The organism is Salinibacterium sp. SWN167 (assembly GCF_015864665.1).
In the GTDB taxonomy this organism is placed as follows: domain Bacteria; phylum Actinomycetota; class Actinomycetes; order Actinomycetales; family Microbacteriaceae; genus Rhodoglobus.
Genome location: NZ_JADYWU010000003.1, coordinates 43,393 through 68,663 on the forward strand (window position 1 = coordinate 43,393; position 25,271 = coordinate 68,663).

The 25,271-nt window shown below is 60.5% G+C and carries 25 protein-coding genes; 7 read left to right on the forward strand and 18 right to left on the reverse strand.

All coding sequences use genetic code 11. The annotated features are described in order from the left end of the window. Positions 1–2 precede the first annotated feature (2 nt). From pgsA to I6E60_RS13375, 9 genes are all read right to left on the reverse strand, one after another. Positions 3–596 (reverse strand): CDP-diacylglycerol--glycerol-3-phosphate 3-phosphatidyltransferase, encoded by a 594-nt coding sequence (gene pgsA / locus I6E60_RS13335; protein ID WP_197126720.1) that lies wholly within the window; start codon positions 594–596, stop codon positions 3–5. 67 nt (positions 597–663) lie between these two features. Further along, positions 664–3,429, reverse strand: a complete 2,766-nt coding sequence (locus tag I6E60_RS13340; protein ID WP_231601655.1) for a DNA translocase FtsK — start codon at positions 3,427–3,429, stop codon at positions 664–666. 73 nt (positions 3,430–3,502) lie between these two features. Beyond that, a complete protein-coding gene (locus I6E60_RS13345; RefSeq protein ID WP_197180841.1) occupies positions 3,503–4,903 on the reverse strand; it encodes an ABC transporter permease in 1,401 nt (466 codons plus the stop codon). Next, on the reverse strand, positions 4,900–5,625 hold the full coding sequence (locus tag I6E60_RS13350; protein ID WP_197126718.1) for an ABC transporter ATP-binding protein: 726 nt from the start codon (positions 5,623–5,625) through the stop codon (positions 4,900–4,902). Before I6E60_RS13350 ends, I6E60_RS13345 begins: the two co-directional genes overlap by 4 nt. After that, complete coding sequence (locus I6E60_RS13355; protein WP_197126717.1) at positions 5,625–6,593, reverse strand: hypothetical protein; 969 nt, start codon at positions 6,591–6,593, stop codon at positions 5,625–5,627. The genes I6E60_RS13350 and I6E60_RS13355 overlap by 1 nt, the downstream gene beginning before the upstream one ends. Positions 6,594–6,790: 197 nt before the next feature. Beyond that, positions 6,791–8,467: a ribonuclease J gene (locus I6E60_RS13360; protein ID WP_197126716.1), complete on the reverse strand. Its 1,677-nt coding sequence runs from the start codon at positions 8,465–8,467 to the stop codon at positions 6,791–6,793. A gap of 93 nt (positions 8,468–8,560) precedes the next feature. Next, on the reverse strand, positions 8,561–9,535 hold the full coding sequence (gene dapA / locus I6E60_RS13365; protein ID WP_197180843.1) for a 4-hydroxy-tetrahydrodipicolinate synthase: 975 nt from the start codon (positions 9,533–9,535) through the stop codon (positions 8,561–8,563). A gap of 9 nt (positions 9,536–9,544) precedes the next feature. Next, positions 9,545–10,105 carry a dihydrofolate reductase gene (locus tag I6E60_RS13370; protein WP_197180845.1) on the reverse strand — a complete coding sequence of 187 codons (561 nt, stop codon included), beginning with the start codon at positions 10,103–10,105 and terminating at the stop codon, positions 9,545–9,547. After that, on the reverse strand, positions 10,102–10,911 hold the full coding sequence (locus tag I6E60_RS13375; RefSeq protein ID WP_197126765.1) for a thymidylate synthase: 810 nt from the start codon (positions 10,909–10,911) through the stop codon (positions 10,102–10,104). Before I6E60_RS13375 ends, I6E60_RS13370 begins: the two co-directional genes overlap by 4 nt. Before the next feature lie 134 nt (positions 10,912–11,045). On the opposite strand from I6E60_RS13375, the gene I6E60_RS13380 reads away from it, so the two are divergent. Further along, positions 11,046–11,471, forward strand: a complete 426-nt coding sequence (locus I6E60_RS13380) for an OsmC family peroxiredoxin (RefSeq protein WP_197158349.1) — start codon at positions 11,046–11,048, stop codon at positions 11,469–11,471. 2 nt (positions 11,472–11,473) lie between these two features. Beyond that, positions 11,474–12,385: a TIGR01777 family oxidoreductase gene (locus tag I6E60_RS13385; protein WP_197180847.1), complete on the forward strand. Its 912-nt coding sequence runs from the start codon at positions 11,474–11,476 to the stop codon at positions 12,383–12,385. Positions 12,386–12,413: 28 nt separating this feature from the next. On the opposite strand, the gene I6E60_RS13390 is transcribed toward I6E60_RS13385, so the two are convergent. Both I6E60_RS13390 and dapB read right to left on the reverse strand, forming a co-directional pair. Next, entirely contained in the window at positions 12,414–12,869 is a 456-nt protein-coding gene (locus I6E60_RS13390; RefSeq protein WP_197126573.1) for a hypothetical protein, read from the reverse strand. Then, positions 12,866–13,621 (reverse strand): 4-hydroxy-tetrahydrodipicolinate reductase, encoded by a 756-nt coding sequence (gene dapB / locus I6E60_RS13395; RefSeq protein ID WP_197126572.1) that lies wholly within the window; start codon positions 13,619–13,621, stop codon positions 12,866–12,868. The genes I6E60_RS13390 and dapB overlap by 4 nt, the downstream gene beginning before the upstream one ends. 70 nt (positions 13,622–13,691) lie before the next feature. Here dapB and I6E60_RS13400 point away from each other — a divergent pair, with 70 nt between their 5' ends. Beyond that, positions 13,692–14,231, forward strand: coding sequence for a GNAT family N-acetyltransferase (locus tag I6E60_RS13400; RefSeq protein ID WP_197126571.1), 540 nt, complete (start codon positions 13,692–13,694; stop codon positions 14,229–14,231). A gap of 40 nt (positions 14,232–14,271) precedes the next feature. Here the strand turns inward: I6E60_RS13400 and I6E60_RS13405 are convergent, their stop codons facing one another. Together I6E60_RS13405 and I6E60_RS13410 are read right to left on the reverse strand one after the other, a co-directional pair. Next, the gene (locus I6E60_RS13405; protein WP_197126633.1) at positions 14,272–14,874 is read right to left on the reverse strand and encodes a histidine phosphatase family protein; all 603 of its coding nucleotides are present in this window, start codon (positions 14,872–14,874) and stop codon (positions 14,272–14,274) included. A gap of 18 nt (positions 14,875–14,892) precedes the next feature. Beyond that, a complete protein-coding gene (locus tag I6E60_RS13410; protein WP_197180849.1) occupies positions 14,893–16,263 on the reverse strand; it encodes a pitrilysin family protein in 1,371 nt (456 codons plus the stop codon). Positions 16,264–16,573: 310 nt separating this feature from the next. On the opposite strand from I6E60_RS13410, the gene I6E60_RS13415 reads away from it, so the two are divergent. Continuing rightward, positions 16,574–17,164, forward strand: coding sequence for a TetR/AcrR family transcriptional regulator (locus I6E60_RS13415; protein ID WP_197126707.1), 591 nt, complete (start codon positions 16,574–16,576; stop codon positions 17,162–17,164). A gap of 111 nt (positions 17,165–17,275) precedes the next feature. On the opposite strand, the gene I6E60_RS13420 is transcribed toward I6E60_RS13415, so the two are convergent. Then, a complete protein-coding gene (locus I6E60_RS13420; RefSeq protein ID WP_197126706.1) occupies positions 17,276–18,268 on the reverse strand; it encodes an aldo/keto reductase in 993 nt (330 codons plus the stop codon). A 193-nt stretch (positions 18,269–18,461) separates the two neighbouring features. Here I6E60_RS13420 and I6E60_RS13425 point away from each other — a divergent pair, with 193 nt between their 5' ends. Further along, a complete protein-coding gene (locus I6E60_RS13425; protein WP_197180851.1) occupies positions 18,462–18,992 on the forward strand; it encodes a YbhB/YbcL family Raf kinase inhibitor-like protein in 531 nt (176 codons plus the stop codon). A gap of 106 nt (positions 18,993–19,098) precedes the next feature. Here the strand turns inward: I6E60_RS13425 and I6E60_RS13430 are convergent, their stop codons facing one another. Both I6E60_RS13430 and I6E60_RS13435 read right to left on the reverse strand, forming a co-directional pair. Beyond that, a complete protein-coding gene (locus I6E60_RS13430; RefSeq protein ID WP_197126704.1) occupies positions 19,099–19,284 on the reverse strand; it encodes a hypothetical protein in 186 nt (61 codons plus the stop codon). A 188-nt stretch (positions 19,285–19,472) separates the two neighbouring features. After that, positions 19,473–21,722 carry a polyribonucleotide nucleotidyltransferase gene (locus I6E60_RS13435; protein ID WP_197126703.1) on the reverse strand — a complete coding sequence of 750 codons (2,250 nt, stop codon included), beginning with the start codon at positions 21,720–21,722 and terminating at the stop codon, positions 19,473–19,475. Between the two features lie 320 nt (positions 21,723–22,042). Between I6E60_RS13435 and I6E60_RS13440 the strand changes: the two genes are divergently transcribed. Both I6E60_RS13440 and ppk2 read left to right on the forward strand, forming a co-directional pair. Continuing rightward, positions 22,043–22,225, forward strand: a complete 183-nt coding sequence (locus I6E60_RS13440) for a DUF5302 domain-containing protein (RefSeq protein WP_197126702.1) — start codon at positions 22,043–22,045, stop codon at positions 22,223–22,225. Positions 22,226–22,336: 111 nt separating this feature from the next. Next, positions 22,337–23,269, forward strand: a complete 933-nt coding sequence (gene ppk2 / locus I6E60_RS13445) for a polyphosphate kinase 2 (protein ID WP_197180853.1) — start codon at positions 22,337–22,339, stop codon at positions 23,267–23,269. Between the two features lie 51 nt (positions 23,270–23,320). Here ppk2 and I6E60_RS13450 read toward each other — a convergent pair whose 3' ends face one another. Then, positions 23,321–23,953, reverse strand: a complete 633-nt coding sequence (locus tag I6E60_RS13450; RefSeq protein ID WP_197180855.1) for an FMN reductase — start codon at positions 23,951–23,953, stop codon at positions 23,321–23,323. Between the two features lie 51 nt (positions 23,954–24,004). Further along, a complete protein-coding gene (locus I6E60_RS13455) occupies positions 24,005–25,120 on the reverse strand; it encodes an LLM class flavin-dependent oxidoreductase (RefSeq protein WP_197126699.1) in 1,116 nt (371 codons plus the stop codon). Between the last annotated feature and the right edge of the window lie 151 nt (positions 25,121–25,271).

Genomic DNA, 25,271 nt, shown 5'->3' on the forward strand with positions numbered 1-25,271 from the left:
GGTCACGCTCCTGAGTTGGATTTGCGGGTGTGACGCCATGCACGCCACAGATATTCGATGCCGGTGTACATCGTCAAGATGAAAGCGATAGCCATCACGAACCAGTTCACCCAAAGGACCCACGGGCCGAGCACGGTAAACAACGGAACCAGGAAGAGAGAAATGGCGACGGCCTGCAGAACGGTCTTCAGTTTGCCCCCGCGGGAGGCCGGGACAACGACCTTCGACAGCACCGCAAAACGGTAGATCGTGATGCCGAACTCGCGCACCAGAATAAGAATCGTGATCCACCAAGGAAGCTCACCCAAAATCGACAGGGCAACGAGAGCGCCACCGGTCAGAATCTTGTCGGCAATGGGATCAAGGATGATCCCGACGTTCGTGATGAGGTTTCGCCCCCGAGCTAGGTGGCCATCAACGGTGTCAGTGACGATCGCAAAGATGAAGAGCGCAGCCGCCAAGTAACGGATGAGCCCCATCTCGCCGTCATCGAAGAGCAGCATCCAGATGAAGAGCGGAGCGAGGAAGATGCGCACCACTGTAATGATGTTGGCGATGTTGGCATTCGACGCCGGCGTATCACCCTTGCGAACCATCCGACCACGAAATGAGCTCGTGCGGTGGGGCGGAGCGGATTCAGAAACTGGTTGGTCGCCCACGCGATCACTCCCGATCGGTCAAATTCCAGGCGTCCTCATCTGAGGCGCTTTCTACTTCATCGTATCCGCTGAGAGACTCAGCTACCGCGTCGACCGGACCCGGCTCGTCTTCTCCCCGCAGTCGAGCGAGCACTGCAGGCAGCTGTTCAGCGGACACCAGCACGTCGCGCGCCTTGGACCCTTCGGAGGGACCAACGATTTCCCGCGACTCAAGCAGGTCCATGAGACGGCCGGCCTTGGCGAACCCGACGCGCAACTTGCGCTGAAGCATCGAAGTGGAACCAAATTGCGTACTAACGATGAGTTCGGTAGCTGCGAGGAGCACATCGAGGTCATCCCCGATGTCAGCATCAATCTGCTTCTTCTCGGCGACAGCCGCGACATCGTTGCGGTACTCCGGCTGCGCTTGAGCAATAACATGCTTCACGATCTCGGCAACTTCGCTCTCAGGAACCCACGCGCCTTGAACGCGGATGGCTTTGGAAGCGCCCATCGGGAGGAAGAGTGCGTCTCCCTGACCGATGAGTTTGTCTGCGCCCGGCTGGTCGAGGATCACGCGAGAGTCCGTCATGCTCGACACCGCGAAAGCGAGTCGCGACGGCACGTTGGCCTTGATGAGGCCGGTGACGACATCGACGCTGGGTCGCTGGGTCGCAAGCACGAGGTGGATTCCAGAGGCACGTGCCAGCTGGGTGATGCGCACGATGGAGTCTTCGACATCTCGTGGCGCGACCATCATGAGGTCGGCGAGCTCATCGACAACGATAAGCAGGTACGGGTAGGGCTTGAGCTTGCGCTGGCTACCCTCAGGAAGTTTGATCTCATCGGCAATCACCGCGCGATTGAAGTCATCGATGTGACGAAACCCGAAACTTGCAAGATCGTCGTAGCGCATGTCCATCTCTTTCACGACCCAGGCGAGGGCTTCAGCAGCCTTCTTGGGGTTCGTGATGATGGGAGTGATGAGGTGAGGCACGCCAGCGTAGATCGAGAGCTCGACCCGCTTAGGGTCGATGAGAACCATGCGCACTTCGGCAGGCGTGGCCCGCATCAGCACTGAAGTGATCATCGAGTTCACGAAGCTTGACTTACCCGAACCGGTCGAACCGGCAACCAAAAGGTGGGGCATTTTCGCCAAGTTAGCAACGACAAATCCACCCTCGACATCTTTGCCGAGCCCAATAGTCATCGGGTGTTCGCTCTTTGTGCTGGCGCTCGAGCGCAGCACATCGCCGAGCGACACAATCTCGCGGTCCTTGTTGGGGATTTCGACACCGATAGCGCTCTTGCCCGGAATGGGCGACAGGATGTTGACCTCGTTGCTCGCGACCGCGTAGCTGATGTTGCGGGCGAGCGCGGTAACGCGTTCCACCTTCACGCCGGGGCCGAGTTCGAGTTCATAGCGCGTAACGGAAGGACCGCGACTGAAACCAGTGACCGTCGCATCCACGCTGAACTGCTTGAGCACTTCGGTAATCGCGGCGACTACTTCGTCGTTCGCGGCTGAGCGCGACTTCGGTGGCGTTCCCGCCGAGAGCATGGCGGCCCGCGGAAGGCGATACACCGCGGTGGACTGCGGGGTAGTCTCGTGCGGACCATCGAACTCTCCCGCATTGCCCTTTTCGCTGGCCTTGGTGGTGAAACCGGGCAGGATGCCGGGGCCGTCGTCGCGCACACCGGTGGCTGCGGCATCCACTTCTCCGGTCGCGTACTTCTTGACGGCGTCTTCTGCCTTGAGGAGATCCTCGAGCAGCTCGACGCCGAACTCATCTTCTTTCTTCGTGAGATCTTTGGCCGCCGGCGGTTTAACCGGAGCCACTGACGGCGCCGAGGTCGGAGCCGGAGCAACAATCTCGGTCGACTGATCACGCGAAATCACAGGACTATCGAACGCCTTGTCTTCAGTCTGTTGTGACTTGTTGCGGCGCCACCATGGCAACGAGCCGGTGTCGTTGACATCACCAAGCCCGATGTCGGTCAACGAACCGAACTGAACGGAATCGTTCTTATGCGCACCAGTCTGATTCTTCGCCGCAGCACGTTCTTCATCGCTCTGCAATTGCGCCCCAAAGAGGTACGCGTAGAGCTCGCGCAGTCGCGACGGGAGCCGATTGGGCGGGGTTTTGGTGACGATGAAAAGCGAAAGGACGAGCAAGATCACGATCAACGGCACGGCAAGCCACATGCCGCCAAGCCACAGCAGCGGATTGGCTAGCAACCACCCGAAGACTCCCCCGGCGCGAGCGATTACCTCGGCACCATCGGAGGGATGGGGCTGACCGCTGTAGACGTGGCAGAGCGCTGCGACAGTAACGATCAGGATGCTGAGACCGATACCGATGCGGCCGTTGTCGTGAACGCTCGACGGATGCCGGAACATCCACACGGCAAGAAGCAGCAGAATGACCGGAAGCGCGAAGGCCACACGGCCGACGAGACCGCCGAAGGTGTACGCGTCGAGGGCGATCGCTACCGAGTCGGTGGGGTTGAACCACTCGACGACGGCGCCGACGATCGCCAGCAGGAAGAAGAGGAAAGGAACACCGTCGCGACGCTCATCTTTCGTGAGCTCTTCACGGCCGAAAACGCGGAACGCTCCACCGACCATGTGCGCGAGCGCGAGCCACAGCTTGGTGAGAGGACCCTCCGGCTCGACCGGAGGCTTCGTGCCTCGCGGCATCCGTTTGGTCGCTTGAGTCTTATTCGTGGTGTTTCTGGCGCGCGGTTTCGACGCACCCGAGCGCGAGGTCGACGATGTACGCGTAGCCATAATTCAACGCTACCGGTGGCCTCTGTCAGAGCAATGCAGCGACACTCATCGCGCCCGCTCTGCCCCAGCAGCCCTAATAGCGGATAGCGTCGATAACTTTCACTCGAACAGCGACGAGAGCAGGCATGAGGCCTGCCAACGCTCCGACCGCCGCGGATGCCGCGAGCGCGATCAACGCTGCCTCCAGCGGGAACGGGGGAAGATCTTGAACCCCGGGCGCGATGAGTCCTTGCACCGACGGATTCTGAACGATCACAATCGCGAGGGCGACGCCGATGACACCGGCGGCAACCGTCGCGACGACGCTCTCCATCATCACCGCAAAGAACACGCGGCCGGCGGTGGCCCCGAAAGCGCGGCGAACGCCAATTTCCCGTACGCGGTATTTGACGGTCACGAGCGAGATATTGACTAGGCCGAGACCGCCAAGCAGCAGAATCAGGCCAGCGATGCCACCGATGACCCATTGCAGGGGCTCAAGCGGGCTGGGCCCACCCCAGGCGAGATAGTCATTTCGGGTGACGTTCGCCGTCCACCCTTCCCCAAAGTCGCCGGCCATGTCACGCGTGATGATGTCTTGCAGTTGCGCGGATTGTTCTTCGGGCACCCACAACTCGTAGCTGACGTCTGATTGTTGTCCTGCTGAGGACCCGAGCAGAGCCCGGAATGGCTCCTCCAGCATCGATAGGGTGAGCCCGGTCGAAAACGGTTCGGGGAGAAAGACTCCGACCACCACGGCAGTGGTAGTGCTTTCCCCTTCCAACTCGATGGTCGGATGCGTGCGCAGATCGGGGCGGCCGAGCGCGTCATAAAACTCGTCGTTGATTACAACGGCAGTAGCAAGGCGGTTCCCATCCTCCTCAGTGAGCCAACGCCCCTCGCCCAGCTCAACGCGATGCATAACGCCATAGGCAGCACTCACTCCCTGCACCGCCGTGAACTGGGTGCCGTTGACGAGGTTGGCGGTGATGCTCCCCCGCAATAGTGGGGTCGCGTGACTGATCTGGTAGCGCTCGATGATGCTTTCCATGCTGGCAACGAACGTGGACGTGTCAGGATTCTGCGTTCCGCTTGCTTGGTACGGCGGATACACGGCAAGCGTTGCGGGGCGACCGCTGCCCCGCTCAAACTGTTCCGTCTGGGCTTGGCCGAACACGGTGCCCGCCCCCACGACAGTGGCGAGCGCACACACCGCAACACCGATCCCGATCAGGCTCAACAAGACACGGGTGCGATTGATGCGCACCTCATCCCACGCTTCAACCACGGCACCGACGACACCGCTGACCACGGCACCGCGAGGCTCCTGACGAATTACGGCAAGCTCCGAATTCGGGCGTGCAACGAGTTCAGCGGATGCCGCGGGCCCGGCCGACGGGCCCGCAGGCTCGCTCGGTGGTTCCGCGGGCTCGCTCGGTGTCTCCACAGGCTCAGCCGGTGAATCCGCAGGTTTTTTCTTGCGCCACCAGCTCATAGCGCAGCCTCCGGCAGGCTCGCGGCAAGCATTTTGCGCACATCAATAGCTTCCAACACACCACCGTCGAGGCGGTAGTGTCTGCGGGCCAGTGCTGCGACATTCGGGTCGTGGGTGATGGTGATGAGAGCCGCGCCTGATTGCTCAGCAACGTCATCCAGCAAGGCCATCACCGTTTTGCCCGTTTCGACATCCAGAGCACCCGTCGGTTCGTCGGCAAGGATCAAGCGGGGGCTGCGAACAAGGGCACGCGCGATAGCAACACGTTGCTGTTCACCGCCCGAGAGCTTCTCCGGCATCGAAGCCATCCGGTCGCCGAGCCCGACGCGGTCGAGCATCTCTGCGGCGATAGCTTTCCGTCGCCAAAATTGGCGCCCCGAGGCATAGAGCAAAGGGGTCATGACATTTTCGAGAGCGGTGCGACCGGCCAAGAGATTGAACTGCTGAAAGATGAAACCCACATCGCTGCCGCGCTTGCGGTCGCGTTTACTGCCCGCGAGCTTCTCGAGCGGCTCACCGTCGAACACGATGCGACCAGTGGTGGGGTTGTCGATGAGACCGAGAAGATTGAGCAGAGTGGACTTTCCGGAACCCGAACGCCCCACAATGCTGATGTGGTCACCCACCTCGACATTGAGAGTGATTCCCTTGAGAATCTCCAGCGTCGAGAAATCAGGCAACTCGACCGAGCGCGTGACGTCATCAAGCGAGAGCAATGGCATCAGTAGCACACCACTTCAGTGCCTTCGTAGAAACAGTTGTCGGGCAAAGCTTCGTCGCCGGTGGCCTCAGCGCCAGGAACGAACTGCAAGATGGTATCTCCAACCTCAATCCCCGAGACAACTTCGACGCTAATGCCGTCGTTGAGCCCCAGAACGACTTCCCGCTCCTCCGTCGTGCCATCGGGCATCACGAGGTGAACGATGCCGGAAAGGGCAGTGCCTTCCACCGCCGTGATCGGAACGACCATGACGTCTTCGGCAATCCCTCCCGCAATCGTGATGTCGGCGGTGAGCCCGGGAAAGACCACGACGTCGCTCGGCACTGTGCACGACACCATTGGCCCGGATGCTGCCTCCGCGCCCCCATCGCTCGTCGAGGCGAACGTGATGCTGAGCCCCGTGCACGTGAAAGGCGCTGGACCACCGTTGATCGCAACGCTCGCCTCTTTCGGACGATCTACGAGGCGATACAACTGCTCAGACGGCACGGTTCCGCTCACGATGTAGGAGGGTGGCGCAACGTTCCCGACCGGGGAGCCCACCTGAAACGATGACCCCACAAGCGCGGTGAAATCAGTGAGCTTGCCTGTTGCCGGCGCCTCAACAATTTTCCATTGTGTTCCAGATGTTCCGTCGGGGTTGACAACGTCAGCCCGCAACTTCAGGATCTCCTGCCCCTTCTTCACTGATTGACCGGCAGATACGGCAACTTCGCGTACTTCCCCCGAGAGGGTTGCAGGAATAGGCACCGCAGCCGCAGCGGCAATACTTCCTGCCAGCTCGACGTCATTGGCGATGGTGCCTGTCACCACTTCGTAGTGCTGTTCTTCGATCGCGACCGTCGGGTATTCGAGGCTGTCGGCGGTGAGTGCATCGCCAAAGAAGGCGAACTTCACGAGCGCCGCCGCGATAATGGCAAAAATGATCATCCAGATGATGGGAAAGACCCACCTGCGCGCAACACTCATGTGACATCCCGACTCTGAAGACGCTCAGCCGACACAGCCGAGCAATCTTCACATCACACCATCTCGAGCACAGAAAAACAAGCCCACCGTGTGCCCTCGCGCAGACGTCTAAAATCCCAACGAGACGAGATCACAAAGGAAAGACTCCGGGCACACAAATGGCGCGGAAGCCGAAGCCCCCGCGCCATTCATAAAAGTTACGCCTCGATGATGACTGGAACGATCATCGGACGGCGACGGTGCTGAGTATTCACCCAACGCCCCACCGTGCGACGAACCACCTGAGCGAACGCGTGAGTATCGCGCGTTCCGTTCTCGGCGGCATCCGTCAGTGCCTTGACAACCTGCGGAAGCACGGCGTCGAAGACGCCCTCGTCTTCTGCGAAGCCTCGCGACTGAATCTCGGGCCCGACGATGACCTTGCCGGTTTGAGCATCCACCGCAACGAAGATGGAGATGAATCCCTCTTCGGCGAGGATGCGGCGATCCTTGAGATCCGCCTCCGTGATCTCTCCGACACTCGACCCGTCGACGTAGACGAAACCGAGATCAAGCTGGCCCACGACAGCCGCATGGCCGTCCTTGAGGTCGATGACGGTGCCATCCTCGGCAATGATCGTGTTCTCAGCGGGCACGCCCGACTGAATGGCGAGATTCGCGTTGGCGACCAGGTGGCGGTACTCACCGTGAACGGGAAGAACGTTCTTGGGTCGCAAGATGTTGTAGCAGTAGAGCAATTCGCCTGCAGCAGCGTGACCTGAGACGTGCACCTTGGCGTTGGCCTTGTGCACGACATTGGCACCCAACTTGGTGAGGCCATTGATGACACGGTAAACCGCGTTCTCGTTGCCGGGGATGAGGCTCGATGCGAGGATGACCGTGTCACCCTGACCGACCTCAATCTGGTGTTCCATGTTGGCCATGCGAGCCAGAACAGCCATCGGCTCGCCTTGACTGCCGGTGGACATGTACACGAGCTGGTTGTCGGGGTAGTTGACGGCCTTCTTGGCGTCTAACAGAACCCCGTCGGGCACCTTGAGGAATCCGAGGTCTGACGCGATGCCCATGTTGCGCACCATAGAACGCCCCATCAGAACAACCTTGCGGTTGTTGGCGATCGCGGCATCCAACACCTGCTGCACGCGATGGACGTGACTCGAGAAGCTGGCCACGATGACGCGCCGCGGAGCCTTGGCGATGACCGCTTCGAGTACTGGGCCGATGTCACGCTCGTTGGGCGTGAAACCGGGAACGTCTGCGTTCGTGGAATCGGAGAGGAAGAGGTCAATTCCCGCTTCGCCGAGTCGTGCGAACGCACGAAGGTCGGTGATGCGGTTGTCGAGAGGCAACTGGTCCATCTTGAAGTCACCCGTGTGCAGGACGGTGCCCGCCACAGTGGTGATGGCGACAGCGAGTGCATCCGGAATCGAGTGATTCACGGCAACGAACTCGAGGTCGAAGGGACCGATCTTCTCTTTCTGGCCCTCGGTGACATTGAGCGTGTATGGCTTGATTCGGTGCTCTTTGAGCTTCGCCTCAATCAACGCGAGCGTGAGAGTCGATCCGATCAGCGGGATGTCCTGGCGCAAACGCAAGAGATAAGGAACAGCACCGATGTGGTCTTCGTGGCCGTGCGTGAGCACAATGCCGAGGATGTCATCGAGACGATCACGAATCGAGCTGAAGTCGGGCAGGATCAGGTCGACTCCGGGCTGGTGCTCCTCAGGGAACAGGACGCCACAGTCGACGATGAGAATCTTGCCATCAATTTCGAAGGTGGTCATGTTGCGACCGATTTCGCCAAGACCACCGATCGGGGTGACACGGAGCGTTCCCGACTCAAGCGCGGGCGGATCAAAAATAGAAACTGGCATTCAGTACCTTGCAGATAGATGTGTGGGGCCGTCAGCCCCCGTGCGAAAAATGTGGGCCATGCCCGTGGCAGAGCCTACCCCGCGTGGGTGAAGCTAGCGGGTTGCCCCGGCAATCTTGGGCAGGGCTCCCCCAGCCGCGGCATTGCGGTCAGGGCGAAAGTTGGACAGATCGAGCCCCTCGATACCCGAGACGAGAGCCAACTCGTCTTCGATGAGGGCTGCCTCAGCATCTTCGGGGCCCACGAGCGGCAAGCGCACGCGCGGGCTCGAGATACGGCCGAGACCGTGAAGGATGTACTTGGCGGCGACCGTGCCAGGTACGTGAGCCATCGCTGCACGCACGAGCGGCTCGAGAGCTTGGTGGGCGGCCGTTGCGGTTGCAAGGTCGCCAGCATTGACGGCATCCACGATCACGCGGTACGGCGCTGGCGCAATGTTGACGGTCACACCGATGAGGCCAGAGGCACCGATCGACAAGTGCGGCAAGACGTTGGAGTCGTCACCCGAGAAGTACATGAGATCAGTTTGGTTGAGCACACGGCTTACCTCACTAAAGTCGCCCTTCGCGTCTTTGACGGCCAGGATGTTGGGGTGCTTGGCGGCGCGAAGAATAGTTTCGTAGGTAATCGGGATTCCTGTGCGGCCGGGAATGTCATACAAGATCACCGGCAAATCGGTCGCGTCCGCGATCATGCGGAAGTGAGTGAGCACACCGGACTGAGTCGGCTTGTTGTAGTACGGCGTGACGATCATGACGCCGTCAGCGCCCGCCTTCTCACTCGCTTTGTAGAGTTCGATCGCGTGCGCAGTCTCGTTAGATCCGCCGCCCGTGATGATCTTGGCACGACCGCCAGAGACCGACTTAGCAACCTCAACGAGCTTGATCTTCTCGGGGTCAGTGAGCGTGCTCGTCTCCCCCGTGGTGCCCGTGACGACGATGCCGTCGGCGCCAGAACTGATCACGCTATCGATGTGCTTCTCTACATCGGCCCAATCGACTTCACCCTCAGAGGTGAAGGGCGTAATGAGCGCAACAAGGACTTGGCCGAAGGGATTCTCTTTAGTCACCCCTCTAGGCTACCGCTGCTGAGGCTCTTGGTTCTCGTAACGCAGAAATCGGTAGCGAAGATCAGTGGCTGACGTGTGCCAGCCGTCGACCGGATCGGAGGCGGCGAGCATCCACTCGTCACCGAATTCTGGCGCCACGGTGTCGCCAGCGTAGGTCGCCGCGATCTCGGTGACTTCTACCCGACTAGCGTGACTGAGAACCGCAGCGAAAATTTCCGCTCCGCCAATAACCCACACGGTGTCGGGTTGCTCAGCTTCGCCCTGTTCAGCGGATGCCGCAGCCAGCTCAATCGCCGCGTCAACGCTGTGCGCGACTTCGGCTCCGCTCGCGGCCCACGTTTCTTGGCGAGTGACAACGATATTGCGTCGCCCTGGCAGCGGGCGAAACCGTGGATTCAGGGAATCCCACGTCTTGCGCCCCATGATGACGGGGCTGCCGAGGGTGAGTTCTTTGAAGTGTTTGAGGTCTTCGGGCAAATGCCACGGCATCGAGCCGTCGTGACCGATGATTCCGCCGGCGGATTGTGCCCAGATCAGGGCGACGGAGAAGGTGCGACCGTTGCCGCTCACACGGCGACCGGGGCTTTGATGGCCGGGTGGTGCTCGTAGCCGACAATCTCAAAGTCTTCAAAGTTGTAGTCGAAGATGCTCGCTGGCTTCGCAGTGATCGCCAGCTGCGGTGCCGCAAACGGCTCGCGAGACAACTGTTCTGTCACTTGCTCAACGTGGTTGTCGTAGATGTGGCAGTCGCCGCCCGTCCAGACGAAGTCACCGACCTCGAGGCCGGTCTGCTCTGCTACGAGGTGGGTGAGCAGCGCGTAGCTCGCAATGTTGAAGGGCACGCCCAAGAACAGGTCAGCACTGCGCTGGTAGAGCTGGCAAGACAGCTTGCCGTCGGCGACATAAAACTGGAAGAACGCGTGACACGGCGCGAGAGCCATCTTCGGGATGTCTGCAGGATTCCAGGCCGTCACGATCAGACGCCGTGAATCGGGGTTGGTCTTGATCTGCTCGATGACCTCGGAGATCTGGTCGATCTGCTCACCAGACGGTGTCGGCCAGGAGCGCCACTGAACGCCGTAGACAGGGCCAAGCTCGCCGTCGGCATCCGCCCATTCGTTCCAAATGCTGACACCGTTGTCTCGCAACCACGACACGTTGCTTTCGCCGCGCAAGAACCACAAGAGTTCGTAGGCGATCGACTTGAAATGCACCCGTTTGGTCGTGATGAGGGGAAACCCCTCGGCGAGATTGAACCGCAACTGGCGCCCGAACACACTACGGGTGCCTGTGCCGGTGCGGTCGCCCTTAGCTACGCCGTTCGCGAGAGTGTCGCGCAGCAAGTCTTCATATGGGGTTGCAATCGTGGATGCCATCGAACCAATAGTACTGAGTGCACCGCCCGCGGCGCCACGGCTCAGCAGCGCGGCGACCGGCATCGGTTTCACACGGCTTTCTCATGCGCGCTACATAGCCAACGCATAGTGTTGAGATCGACGAAAGGACAGCAATGCCTGTTACGAGCGAAGCAACAACTCTCTGGTTCGGCGACCTCTTCAGTGGCAAAGGAACCACCTCGTTGGATTCCTCTGATGCCGCAGAATTCCCCGTGACGTGGGCCGCACGATCCGAAGGTCAAGAAGCGACGACAAACCCCGAAGAACTTTTGGGTGCCGCCCACTCCGCATGCTTTGCAATGGCATTCTCGAACGGTCTAGCCGAGAACGGCACCCCGGCAGAAAGTCTTCAAGTCACTGCCGCCGTGACGTTCGATCCCGCCGAGGGCATCACCGGGAGCCACCTGCTCGTGAGCGCCAAAGTGGCGGACCTCAGCGATGACGACTTTCAGCGACTGGCAACCGAAGCCAAAGAAGGCTGCCCCGTCTCACGAGCGCTGACCGGCATCCCCATCACCCTCGAAGCGAGCTTGGCCTAGCCATGAACGAGTCCGCTCCCCGTCCCCCGATTTCACGAGTCCTTGTTGCCGGCGCGTCTGGCTACATCGGAACAGAGCTGGTAGCCCAACTTACCGCTGCGGGATTCGAAGTGATGCAGCTTGTGCGTCGCGAACCGACCGCCGAGGGCGAATACGAGTGGGATCCACGATCGGGCACGGTGGATGAACGGGCCATCGAGCGCGCTGACGCCGTCATCAACCTCGCTGGTGCGTCCACAGGCAAGCTCCCGTGGACGCCCAGCTATAAGCGCGAGATTTTGCGGTCGCGCGTAGACGGCACACGCGCGCTGGCCGAAGCGATTCGGCGCGCCTCGAATCCGCCCGTCGTGTTTCTCAGCGGGTCGGCCGTTGGTTACTTTGGCAGCCGCCCCGGTGAAGTGCTCACTGATGAGTCAAGCAAGGGAACAGGATTTCTGAGCGATGTCGTCTACGCGTGGGAGCAAGCGGCGCGACTAACGCCGAGCACCACTCGGCTCGTCATGTTCCGCACCGGAATTGTGGTCGGCCGGGGCGGAGCATTCACGCCGCTCAACCTCTTGACGCGGTTTGGGGTCGGAAGCCGGCTCGGCAGCGGTGCCCAATACTGGCCATGGATCAGCCTGCACGATGAAGCCGCGGCTATCGTCCATCTTCTACGCAGCGATTTTGCCGGCGCCGTTTCGCTCGTCGGCCCCACTCCAGCAACCGCTGAAACCATCACAAAAACACTGGCCCAGAAAATGAAACGGCCACACTGGTTTGTGGTTCCGAGTTTCGCATTCCGGATGCTGGGCGACGCCGGTAAGGACCTCATTTTGGTCGATGAGAACGTTCAATCGCCCACGCTAGCCAACACGGGATTCACGTTCCGCCACACCACCATCGAACAGGCCATCGACGCGTTCGTCGAGTAGAGGTACTCTCGCCGACCAACGAAGCTAGCTAGGCGGTGGGCGTCGGCTTCGCGCGCGAGAGCGCGATTGCCCGTCGGGTAGCCCAACGAGCCCGCTTGCGGTCGCCGCTGGCGTCATACGCGAGCCCCAAGCGCAGCCAGGCACGCCATGATTCTGGTGCGGCCTCAGCCTCGGTACGATAGCGGTCGAAGGCGCGATCTGCCGTCGCGGGATCGGGGCGGCCGCTCGGCAAGAGCTCAACCACCTCATCCGGCAGCGCACCTTCCTCCTCAAGAGTGGTGAGCAGTCGCTCGGCCCGGAAAATGAAAAACAGTTCTGCGGCGAGCGCCCAAAAACCGATCAGCGGCAGCACGAGCAAAGCCCAGCCCATGACGTTGGCAATGGGCTGATCGATGCGGATGAGCACGATCGAATAGTTGATCACGAAGATCATGTAGAGCGCGAGAAGCGCCACCATGACCAGTGCGGCTATGCGTGTTTTCATGCGGAGGGTGCGCCCGATGCTGGTGAGAGGTCTATGAGTTGGTCGAGACCAACCGTCACGCCGGTAGCGCTGACCACGGCACGGAGCCCCAACAGGATTCCAGCCTCGTAGGAATCTTGCGACATTGTGCGGTGGTCGATGGTGAGCACTTCGCCGGGACCACCGAAAATGACCTGCTGGTGCGCGATCACTCCCGTCATCCGCAGGCTGTGCACGGGAATGCCAGCCACCTGCTCGCCCCGGGCGCGCTGATCGACGTGCGGGGCCAACGCCGGGCCACGCTCTGAGCGAGCATCCGCCATGAGCTCGGCGGTGCGCACTGCGGTTCCCGACGGAGAATCGACCTTGGCGGCGTGATGGCTCTCGATGATTTCGATCGAGTCGAAATAGCGAGCGGCAGCGGTCGCAAAGGACGTCGCGAGGGCCGATCCGACAGAAAAGTTGGGAATGATAACGACGCCAACCTCGGGAGTCTCCGTCAAGGTTGAGCGCAAGCCCTGAACGCGGTCCTCACTCCAGCCCGACGTGCCAACGAGCACGCTCTTGCCATTGCTGATCGCGAAATCGACAACCGAGGGTGAGACACTCGGCTCCGTGACATCCACCACGATGTCTGCCGCGAGCATCTCGCTGAGTTCAGACCGTGAGTTGAGGGCGGCGACGAGCGAGAAATCAGCAGCAGCCTCTACGACGCCACTGATGTATTTGCCCATGCGACCGGTTGCGCCGACTACCGCTACTTTCGTTGTCATTGTTCAAATCTACCAATCCTGAGCGGGCTCACCGACTACTCCCCCGCTGCGCCGCGAGTACTCTGGTGCTGTGCCACAGTTTCGCTCTCTTCCCGTGACGGATGCCCTCGCCCACGAACTTCTGACGGAATACTTCAGCTACCGTGCTGAGACCTTCCCGACGCCCTCTGGCTATGTCACTACGTTTCCCACGCCGGAACAGTTCACTGAGCCGCGCGGGGTTTTCCTGGTCATCGAGACGGCCCCCGAGCCTGCTGCTGGCCCCGGACGTGATGCGAAGCCCACCGTTGCATCGGAAGCATCTGCCGTTGATGCTCAGTCGAAGGCGACCGCACTCGGCTGTGGCGGCATCCGCCAACTTGAGCCCGGCAGGTTCGAGGTGAAGCACCTGTGGGTGCGCCCTGATGGTCGCGGTAAGGGTCTTGGCCGCCAGCTTCTCAGCGAACTCGAACGACGCGCACGCGCCTGGGGCGCTACGGAACTCGTACTCGACACCAACGAAAGCCTCGCCGCGGCTGGTGGGCTCTACCGTTCAAGCGGCTTCGAGCCGTGCGAGCCCTACAACGACAACTCGAACGCCACAACCTGGTACCTCAAGACGCTGCGCTAATCCCTGCAAGGGCCGACCCAACCTTGCCGAGCAGGACTGGCTAGTAGGGCTGTTCCGTTGGCAACCCGGTGCGCAGCTCAGCGGGCAAGTGCCCGAGGTCATTATGGGTCACGAGCACGGGTGGCTTGGCACTACGCACACGGATAATTGTCAGCCCGCAATTGGCCTGATTGAGGCCGAGCCAGCGCCACTGATCCCCGCCAAGCACTTCGCGCACGAACCACGAAATCACAAAGTTGTGGGTAATAAGAAGGTCATGACGGTCTTCGCGCGCCGGAGTCAAAAACTCGTTGACGGCATCTTCCATTTGCGCCTGCCCGGCGTCGATCTCTTCATCCGTCACGGAACCGAAGAAGGGCTCAAAGGCTGCGGGCATATCGTGAGTGGGGCCGCTGGGAATGCAGTCCATGAGTAGCGTCGTCGGCTGAGACTCAAGGGCGGGCATCCGCTCGGTCATAATCGCGGCTGTCTCTTCTGCACGCTGCAACGGCGAATGGAACGCTCGAGTGAAGGGAACCCCGCTCAGTCGTTCAGAGATCGCTTGGGCCTGCCGGACTCCTTTGCCCGACAACGGTCCGTCGGGTAACCCGTGCTCTGCGTCCTGCTGCTCTCCGTGCCGTACGAGATACAGGTAATGCGCCATCATCATTCCTTTGCTGATCTAGCTCTGGGCAACGTTGCCGAGAGCAAGCCCCGAGAACATCTCTTCGTTGACGGCCCCGACCGCTGCAATAGAGAGGGGGCGCGACGAGAGTTCATGAGCAAGTTCTTGGATGTCGTCGGCAGTAACTGCCGAGATGCGGGCAATGGAGGCGTCGAGGTCGACGAACTCACCGAGAGTGAGCTCACTGCGGCCGAGGCGTGACATGCGGGAATCGGAGTCTTCGAGCGCGAGCGCTGACCCTCCCCGCAACTGGCCAATCGCACGGCTGATCTCTTCGTCGGTGACGTGGGCGGTACCTAGCTTGTGGAACTCCGCGAGCATCAGGTCAGTAACCTGGGTGACTTTCTCGGGCGAGCATCCGGCATAAATACCAAACACGCCTGCGTCGGAGTAGCTCGGTGAGAACGAGTAGACGGAGTAGGCAAGCCCGCGCTTTTCGCGCACCTCTTGGAAAAGGCGCGACGACATGCCGCTGCCCAGGATCGAGTTCAACACCGTCAGCGTTGCGCGACGACTATCGGTCGCGGAGAGGCCTTCGACCCCGGCGATGATATTGGCCTGCTCGATGGGGCGATGCGTGACGTGCAGCCGTTGGCCCGGGGTCAGCACCGGAGAATGCGCGCTGCCAGAGAGGTCGCGACGCGCAACCGGAGCTGCTTCTACCGAGAGATCCCAGCCGGCCGAAACGAGGCACGCGGAAATCGCTGCTACGAGTTCATCGTGGTCAACCGCCCCTGCCACCGTGATGACGAGGTCTTGCGGACGATAGTTGGCTTGGTAATGGTCCCAGACGGCATCGCGCGAGATCGCATTGATGGTGTCGGGGCTTCCCCCAATAGGACGGCCGAGTGGATGAGCGCCGAACACGGCCTCGAAGTAGCGCTCGCTGGCAACATCCGTGGGATCGTCGTCGGCCATCGCCAGTTCTTCGAGAATGACGCCGCGCTCGTTAGCGAACTCGGTGGGATCGATGAGGCTTGACGTGAGCATGTCGCCGATGACCTCGATCGCCATCGGCAGGTCGATGTCTTGCACCTTGGCGTAGTAACAGGTGTATTCCTTGGCCGTCATCGCGTTGTGCTCACCGCCCACAGCATCGAAGCTCACAGCAATGTCAAGAGCCGAACGCGCGGCGGTGCCTTTGAACAACAGGTGCTCAAGAAAGTGCGTGGCGCCGAATGTCTCGGGATGTTCGTCACGGGAACCGGCAGCAACCCAGTAGCCCACGGTTGCGCTGCGCGCTCCGGGTACTTGTTCGCTCAGAATGCGCACACCGCTCGGCAAAACAGTTCTACGAACGAGACTGTCGCCGGTTGCGGTGAACGACAGTTCGGGAAGGTCAAGAGGAAGAATTACAGCGTCGCTCATCACCACTGAGCCTACGTCATTTGTCTCTCTCCTGAGCCGATTGCTCAGATTCGGTCGGATTGCGTCCCCCATATTGGGGTGAAAAAAAGGGGACAGACAGACTTGTCTGTATGTCCTCACATGCTAATGTTCTTTCTAGGCACCCGAAGCCGACAACCCATCATCCGGACCCGAACCGGTTGATGTAAACCACATAACCCAGACCCGAATCCGGGTTATGAAACAAACCGCATCGCTTGGACCCGAATCTAGCGATGCACATAGTGGGGACAGTTCCTGATCCGAACCTCCACGGAAGGAGTGCGCTGCGATGGTATTTGAGACACCAGAGACCGCGCAGCGCGCTCCGGCCAAAGGCCGCATCTTAGAGACGGCCAACACACTCTTCTACCAAGACGGCATTCTGAACGTCGGGGTAGACCGCATCATCGCCCAGTCGAGCGTGACCAAGGCAACCTTCTACAAGCACTACCGTTCAAAAGACAACCTCATCCTTGAGTACGTCAAGAGCCGCCGTGCCGCCGTTGAGGGTGACGTGCAGTCGATAATCGACAACGCCGCCTCACCGCACGACGCTGTTCTTGGCCTCCTGGAGTCAGTCGCTGCGGAGCTCACTAAGCCCGACTTCCGTGGATGCCCGTTTCTCAACGTTGTCGCAGAGTTCCCCGACCCGACGCACCCCGTCCGTATGCTGATCGCTGATCACCGCGACTGGTACAACGAGTCGCTCTACGAACTTATGCGCGCCGCAGAGCACCCCTTTGCCGGCGACGCCGCTGACGAGCTCATGCTCGCCAAGGATGGTGCCCTCGCCGGTGGCTACGCTGGCGACACCATCGCTGCTGGCGCCGCCATGGCCCGCGTGGTCAAGCGCGTACTCTCTGACTCAGTGAAGGTCTAGCGACCCACCTGCGCGCCCGATTCCCCGTGACGGTGAGGCACGCTGACGGCTGGAACGAAGCAGTAGCGAGAGACGCGATCGACGCCAGAACGCGCCTGCTACAAACGCGCGTTAGAAGTTAGAGACGCGATCCAACTCGGCTGACTGGTGCCGCGTCAATTGCACGCGCGCCGCCGCGATGAGCTCAGGAACCTGCTCTGCACGGCTAGCGCTCACCACGGGTGCGACAACACCAGGCTTGTTCAAGAGCCACGCCAAAGCGATCGTCGCAACGCTTTCATCCTGCTCTTCGGCGACTCCGTCGAGAGCATTCAAAATCTTGATACCGCGGCGACGCAGGTACTGCGCCGCATCGTGACCGCGCGAGTTGAGCGCCAGATCGGCACGCTGTCGGTACTTGCCGCTCAAGAACCCACTAGCCAGCGCGAACCGAGGCATCACACCTAGGCCTTGAATGGCTGCCACGTGGGCGAGCCCGGTTTCGTACTCTTGGCGGTGAAGAAGGTTGTAGTGCGCCTGCACAGCCACCATGGGGGCAACGCCCATCTGACCGCACGCGATGCGCGCCTGGATAAGGCGATTGCCCGTGTGATCGGAACCGCCGAAGTAGCGCACTTTGCCTTCGCCGATAAGTTCGTCGACCGCGAGCAGAGTCTCGTCGAAGTCGACACTCTCGTCATCGACGTGCAGGTACAAAAGATCGATGTGGGATGTCCCTAACCGCGCAAGCGAGGCATCCACCGAACGCTTGATGGCGTCCGCTTCCATGCCGGGGTTATCGCGGCTCTTGCCGACCTTGGTCGCCACCACAATCTGATCGCGATTGCGACGGACGCGCATCCACTTTCCGATCATTAGCTCACTGCGACCAGAAGCATAGGAGTCTGCTGTGTCGATGAAGTTGCCACCGCCGTCGGCGAAAGCGTTGAGGATCGATGCTGTTGCAGCATCATCTGCGGTCCAGCCGAAGATGTTTCCGCTGAGCGCAACCGGGAAAACACGGAGGTCAGATGACCCGATTACCCGGGTAGAGAAATGCTGCCCAGTTACTGGACGCGCGCGAGTGGAACCCGTCAGTGATTGAGTCGGGTGCACCTGCGTCATAACGGCCTCCCACAAGGCTTTTGGTAAGAATATGTCGCCACAGCACTGAATGGAGGGAGGACAGACAGATCGTTATTAGTCCGTGTCGAAAACTGTCATTTTCGGGTCACACGCCCCGTGAAAGTGTCATCCGGACGTCATTCTCGTCATACTGGCCCCAGCGTCGTTTTTTGCAACCGAAAGGACAATCACCGTGAATGACCCCAACTGGAAACTGCCTCAAGTCCCCTCATTTGCGCTCGAAAGTCCCGACTTCGAAGAGGGCGGCATGCTTCCCCAGTGGGCTCGCTCCGGAATTGCGAATGCCGGCGGCGAAGATCGCTCCCCCACGTTGCACTGGCACGGCTTCCCTTCCGGCACGAAGAGCTTCGCGCTGACGGTCTTTGACCCTGATGCCCCCACCGGCAGCGGCTGGTGGCACTGGGCGGTCTACAACATCCCCGCCTCCGTTGAGTCGTTGCCGCACGACGCCGGCAATCCGGATGGCCAACTCCTGCCCAACGGCGCAATTGCTCTTCCCAACGAACTGCGGCTCACCTCGTTCCAAGGAGCAGCCCCTCCCGCTGGCCATGGGCCGCACCGCTATGTCTTCACCGTGAGTGCACTCAACGTCGAGCGCCTCGACGTTGCCGAAGGAAGCACTCCCGCCATGCTGGGGTTCGCACTACGCGACCACATCGTTGCCCGCGCCCAGCTGATCGGCCTGTCGAGCACTAGCGAGTAGCTCGCTTACGAAACGCTCGGCCGAAAGCGCGCAGCAGAAAGCGCAGGCACGACGAGCATCCCGTATCGGGAATACGGGCAATCGGGAGAACGCGAGAGTCTCTGACTTAGGTGTTACGGCGGTAGTAGTGCGGCACGCGTTCGTAGCCTCGGTTGCGCATCTTCGCAACAACCACGCTGACGACCACGACGATTACAACAATGCCGAGCGCCACCCACAAATACCATGCGGTCTCTAGCCAAATGAGCATGTCGCTCATGAAGGCATCAAGAGGTGTAGTGATTCGGGTCACAACCACACAATAGCGCGGTAACCCCCACCTAGCGGCACCCCAACGAAGGGCAGACTAGGGTGACTACCCCCTTTCTAGCTGTCATTTGCGCAAGAAAGTTTTCGTGCGCACACTCCCCCCGTGCCGTTAACGACACAGCGCCCCTTCTCAACGAGAAGAGGCGCCGTGTGATGTGCGTTTAGCGGGACTTAGCTTTCGTCAGCGGGAGCCGCTGCTTCTGCGTCAGCCTCGTCGAGGACGGGAGCAAGCGAGAGCTTGCCACGGTCATCGATCTTGGTGATTTCAACCTGAATCTTCTGGCCGACTCCGAGCACGTCTTCGACGTTCTCAACACGCTTGCCACCGGCAAGCTTGCGAACCTCGGAGATGTGCAGCAGACCGTCTTTACCAGGGGTGAGCGAAACGAAAGCACCAAAGGTAGCGATCTTGACGACCGTACCCAAGAAGCGCTCGCCAACCTCAGGGTTGAGCGGGTTCGCGATAGCGTTGACCGCCGCGCGTGCAGCCTCAGCAGAAGGACCATCGACAGCGCCGATGTAGACCGTTCCGTCATCCTCAATTGAGATGTCGGCTCCGGTGTCATCCTGGATCTGGTTGATGTTCTTGCCCTTCGGGCCAATCAGCTCACCGATCTTGTCGATCGGAATCTGAACCGAGATCACGCGAGGTGCCGTGGGGGCCATCTCGTCAGGAGCATCGATTGCAGCGTTGATCACCGAAAGAATCGCGGTACGCGCTTCTTTGGCCTGCTTGAGTGCACCGTCGAGAACCGACGAAGGCAAACCAGCGAGCTTGGTGTCGAGCTGGATAGCGGTGATGAACTCACTCGTACCGGCAACCTTGAAGTCCATGTCGCCGAGAGCATCTTCAGCACCGAGGATGTCGGTGAGAGCTGCGTAGCGCGTGACGCCATCAACTTCATCCGAGATCAGGCCCATAGCGATACCCGCAACCGGTGCGCGCAGCGGCACACCAGCGTTGAGCAGCGACAGAGTCGATGCACAGACGGAACCCATCGACGTTGAACCGTTGGAACCGAGAGCCTCGGATACCTGGCGGATCGCGTAAGGGAAATCTTCACGCGCAGGAAGCACCGGTGCGATGGCGCGCTCGGCAAGGAAGCCGTGCCCGATCTCGCGACGCTTCGGGCTACCAACGCGACCGGTCTCACCAGTCGAGTAGGGCGGGAAGTTGTAGTGGTGCATGTAGCGCTTCTTGGTCACTGGTGCCAGTGAGTCAATCTGCTGCTCCATCTTGAGCATGTTCAGCGTGGTGACACCCAAGATCTGAGTCTCGCCGCGCTGGAAGATTGCCGAACCGTGAACGCGAGGAATGACCTCAACCTCAGCATCGAGCGCACGAATGTCGCTCAAGCCACGGCCGTCGATACGGATGCCCTCGGTAAGGACGCGAGTGCGCATGACCTTCTTGCTGACGGCCTTGTACGCTCCGCCAACCATGCCGAGAACGTCTTCGCCGAGTTCTTCAGCGTCGACCTTGGACTGAACCTCAGCCTTGACGCGAGCCTTGAGCTCGTCATCAGCGGTCTGGCGCTCGATCTTGTCCGCGATCTTGTAGACATCGCGAAGCTCAGCTTCAGCGATTTCGCTTACCGCGTTGTACGCCTGGTCGGAGTACGGCGGGAAGAGCTTGAACTCGGCAACGGGCTTGGCAGCCTTGGTCGAGACCTCGAGCTGAGCCTTCACAAGCTGCTTGAGGAACGGCTTGGAAGCTTCGAGACCCTGAGCAACAACAGCCTCGTCGGGCTTGGTCGCGCCAGCCTTGATGAGCTCCCAGCTGTTCTCGGTAGCTTCTGCTTCCACCATCATGATGGCGATGTCTTCTTCACCCTTGTCGTTGGTGACCATGCGGCCAGCAACGGTGAGGTCGAAGACAGCGTCAGCAAGCTGGCTGTACTTCGGGAAGGCAACCCACTGGTCGTTGATCAAAGCCATGCGGATGCCGGCAACCGGACCATAGAACGGGAGTCCTGAGATCTGGGTGCTGAGCGATGCGGCGTTGATCGCGAGAGCGTCGTAGAACTCGTCCGGAGCGATGCTCAGAACAGTGATGACGATCTGAACTTCGTTGCGGAGACCCTCAACGAACGTCGGACGCATCGGACGGTCGATGAGACGGCAGACAAGGATCGCTTCCGTGGAGGGACGACCCTCGCGGCGGAAGAAGCTTCCGGGGATCTTGCCGGCAGCGTACGAACGCTCTTCGACATCCACGGTGAGCGGGAAGAAGTCGAAGCCTTCACGCGGGTGCTTACCCGCGCTCGTGGCGCTCAAGATCATTGTTTCTTCGTCGAGGTACGCAGCAACGGCACCCTGTGCCTGCTGAGCGAGTCGACCGGTTTCGAAGCGCACGGTGCGCTTGCCGAACTTGCCGTTATCGAGAACGGCTTCGGCGAATGTGATTTCTGGACCCTCCATGCGGGGGTTTCTCCTTTGTTTTACGTCGCGCACCCGTGTGGTGTGCGACTCGTCAAGGAGCAGGAGCGGGCAGAAGGACGCGATGGTTCATGCGCATGCCTAGAGTGGCGGCGCATGTCTGGCCAACAGTAGAAAGCCTCCGAACGACTCGGAAAATTACCACCGGTGACCAGCTTCTTGCCAGCCTGCTCCGTGCGTTGCCCTCTAACTAGCAGGACAACTCCCCTAATCGTAGCACCGGGGGCCTGTGAAGCCCCAGAGATTGGCGCGCGACACGAACGAGGAGCGCATTGCCCTAGAGGTGGCCTACGCTGACAAGTATGGAACCCACAGAAGAGACACCCTCTGCGAGCGAAGAGAACAAGCGCAGGTTCCGCGAGGCGCTTGACCGCAAGCAGGGTAAGCAAACATCACGTCCAGGCCATTTGGATGCCGAATCGGCTATCCACGGCACGCAGGACCGCGCAGACCACAAGCGCGACTTCCGCCGCAAGACCGGGTAGTCACGGCTGAATGACGCGCAGTTCGACAGGCTTTTCCCGGTGAGATCAGGACTTCTGTCGCTGAGCTAAGTTTTTTCGAGCTATTTTTTCTACACGCTGTAGAATTGCTGAATGACCTCATCCAACGGTGATTCAGGACCAGAAGCCAACTCCGACGCGGTCTCGCGTGAAAGTGCAACGAGTGCCCCCTCCCCTAGCGAGCACAGCGTTCTGCCACTCCAAGAACCGAAAGTCGCGTGGCGGCACGGTCATCCATATGAGACCAAGATGTCCCGTCGCGAGTATGAGCGCCAGAAACGATTGCTTCAGATCGAGCTGCTCAAACTTCAGTCGTGGATCAAGGAGACAGACCGAAAGGTCGTCATCATCTTCGAGGGCCGCGACGCCGCAGGCAAAGGCGGCGCCATCAAACGATTCATGGAGCATCTCAATCCTCGAGGGGCCCGGGTGGTTGCGCTCGAAGTCCCCACCGAGCGCGAGCGAAAGCAATGGTACTTCCAGCGGTACGTGCAGCACTTGCCGACCGGTGGCGAGATAGTGATCTTCGACCGCTCCTGGTACAACCGAGCCGGTGTAGAACGCGTAATGGACTACTGCACGCCGCATGAACATCTCGAGTTCACCCGCTCAGCACCCGAGTTCGAGCGCATGCTCGTGCAGTCGGGCATCCATTTGGTTAAATTCTGGTTCTCTGTTGGCCGGGATGAACAACGCGCACGGTTTGCCGCGCGGTCCCACGATGCAGTGCGGCAATGGAAGCTATCGCCAACAGACCTCGCGAGCCTCGACAAATGGGATGACTACACCGAGGCCAAAGAAGCCATGTTCTTCTATACCGATACCCCGCAGGCCCCGTGGACCGTCGTTAAATCCAACGATAAGAAGCTCGCTCGAACCGAAGCGATGCGTTGGCTCCTCGCGCAATTTGATTACACCAACAAAGACAACGATGTAGTCGGGATTCCTGATCCGAAAGTGATCGGTAGCCCACGATCAATCTACGATGATGGCGAAGTGCTCGGCGGAACCTTCCCCACTATCTAGACCCTCGGCAGCGGGCTCGGTGTCACCCGTGCCCGCCACCGCCGGTTCGTTTTATTGCGCCCCAAAGCTCCCGACGGGGCTGAATCCCTCGGGAAGGGCAAACGGGTCGGTCACCCGCGAGGAGCGTTGGGAAACCGCGGCGAGCGCCGCCAACTCCCCGGCCGCCCGCGAGATTCGTTCGGGAAGGGTGCTCGACGTCCTGTCTGAACCACTTCCCCAATCGGCGGATGCCGCATACACTCCCGTCGGCACCGCCACAGCGTGGAGGTAGCTGAACAACGGTCGCATCGCGTAGTCGATCGCGAGAGAGTGCCGATCGGTGCCACCGGTCGCGCCGAGCAGTACTGGTAGGTCGGTGAGCGATTGCGGGTCGAGCACATCGATGAATGACTTGAACAGCCCGCTATAGCTCGTGGTGAAGATGGGCGTGACGGCGATGAGTCCGTCAGCGCCAGCAACCGCGGCGATTGCCTCGTCGAGCTTGGCGCTCGGGAAGCCCGTGAGCAGGTTGTTCGTGACGTCGTGCGCGAGGTCGCGCAACTCGATGACGGTCACTTCGGTTTCGATGCCACGTTCCCGCAGATCGATGATGGTTGCCTCGGTGAGGCGGTCGGCGAGGAGGCGGGTTGAGGACGGCTGGCTGAGTCCAGCGGCGATGACGGCAATCTTCTTGACGTCGGACATGGTGTGCTTCTTTCTATGGATCTGGGTGTGGGTGCGCGGCGGGCCGCGAAACTAGACAGTCGCCGGGGCGTCGGCTGCGGAGGCGGCGAGAGCCGCATCACGCTGAGCGACGAGCGAGGCGTGGGTTGGGGCATCCGGAACTTCGGCAGGTCGATTCGTGGCGAACTCCTTGCGGAGCACCGGCACAACTTCTTCACCGAGGATGTCGAGCTGCTCGAGAACGGTCTTGAGCGGCAAGCCGGCGTGGTCCATGAGGAAGAGCTGGCGTTGGTAGTCGCCAAAGTGTTCACGCATCCCGGCGTACTTGTCGATGACCTCTTGCGGGCTGCCCACGGCGAGCGGAGTCTGGTCGGTGAAATCTTCCATCGATGGCCCGTGGCCGTAAACCGGTGCGTTGTCGAAGTACGGGCGGAATTCAGCCTTCGCGGCTTGCGAGTTGCTGCGCATGAATGCCTGGCCGCCAAGACCTACGATGGCCTGTGCTGCCGTGCCGTGACCGTAGTGCTCGAAGCGCTGGCGGTAGTAGCCGACGAGGCGCATGTAGTGCTCTTTGGGCCAGAAGATGTTGTTGGCAAAGAAACCATCACCGTAGAACGCGGCTTGCTCAGCGATCTCGGGACTGCGGATCGAGCCGTGCCACACGAAGGGAGGCACGCCATCCAACGGTCGTGGCGTCGATTGGAAGCCCTGCAGCGGCGTACGGAACTTGCCTTCCCAGTTGACGAACTCTTCGCGCCACAACTTGTGCAGCAGCGAATAGTTTTCGATGGCGAGCGGGATGCCCTCTCGAATGTCTTTGCCAAACCACGGGTAGACCGGCCCAGTGTTGCCGCGGCCCATCATGAGGTCGGCGCGACCATCGGAGAGGTGCTGAAGCATCGCGTAGTCTTCGGCGATCTTCACGGGGTCGTTGGTGGTGATGAGCGTCGTACTCGTCGAGAGGATGAGCTTCTCGGTCTGTGCGGCGATGTACGCCAGCGTCGTGGTGGGGCTTGAGGAGAAGAACGGTGGGTTGTGGTGCTCCCCGAGGGCGAAGACATCGAGCCCGACTTCTTCTGCCTTCTTAGCGATCGTCACGATGGCCTTGATGCGCTCGCCCTCGGTGGGCGTTGTGCCGTTTGTCGGGTCAGTCGTGACGTCGCTAACGGTGAAAATTCCGAACTGCATGGTGTGCTCCGGTCTCCCAAAATCTGTCTGGATGAATCAGTTATCCGGTTCAACCACACGGTTTCCCGATAATTCCAGCACCGTACCGCCAGATGGCGGTTAAGGGGCTCCGAACGTGGAGTGGCTGGCGGTACTACCGTGGAGCCGCAAC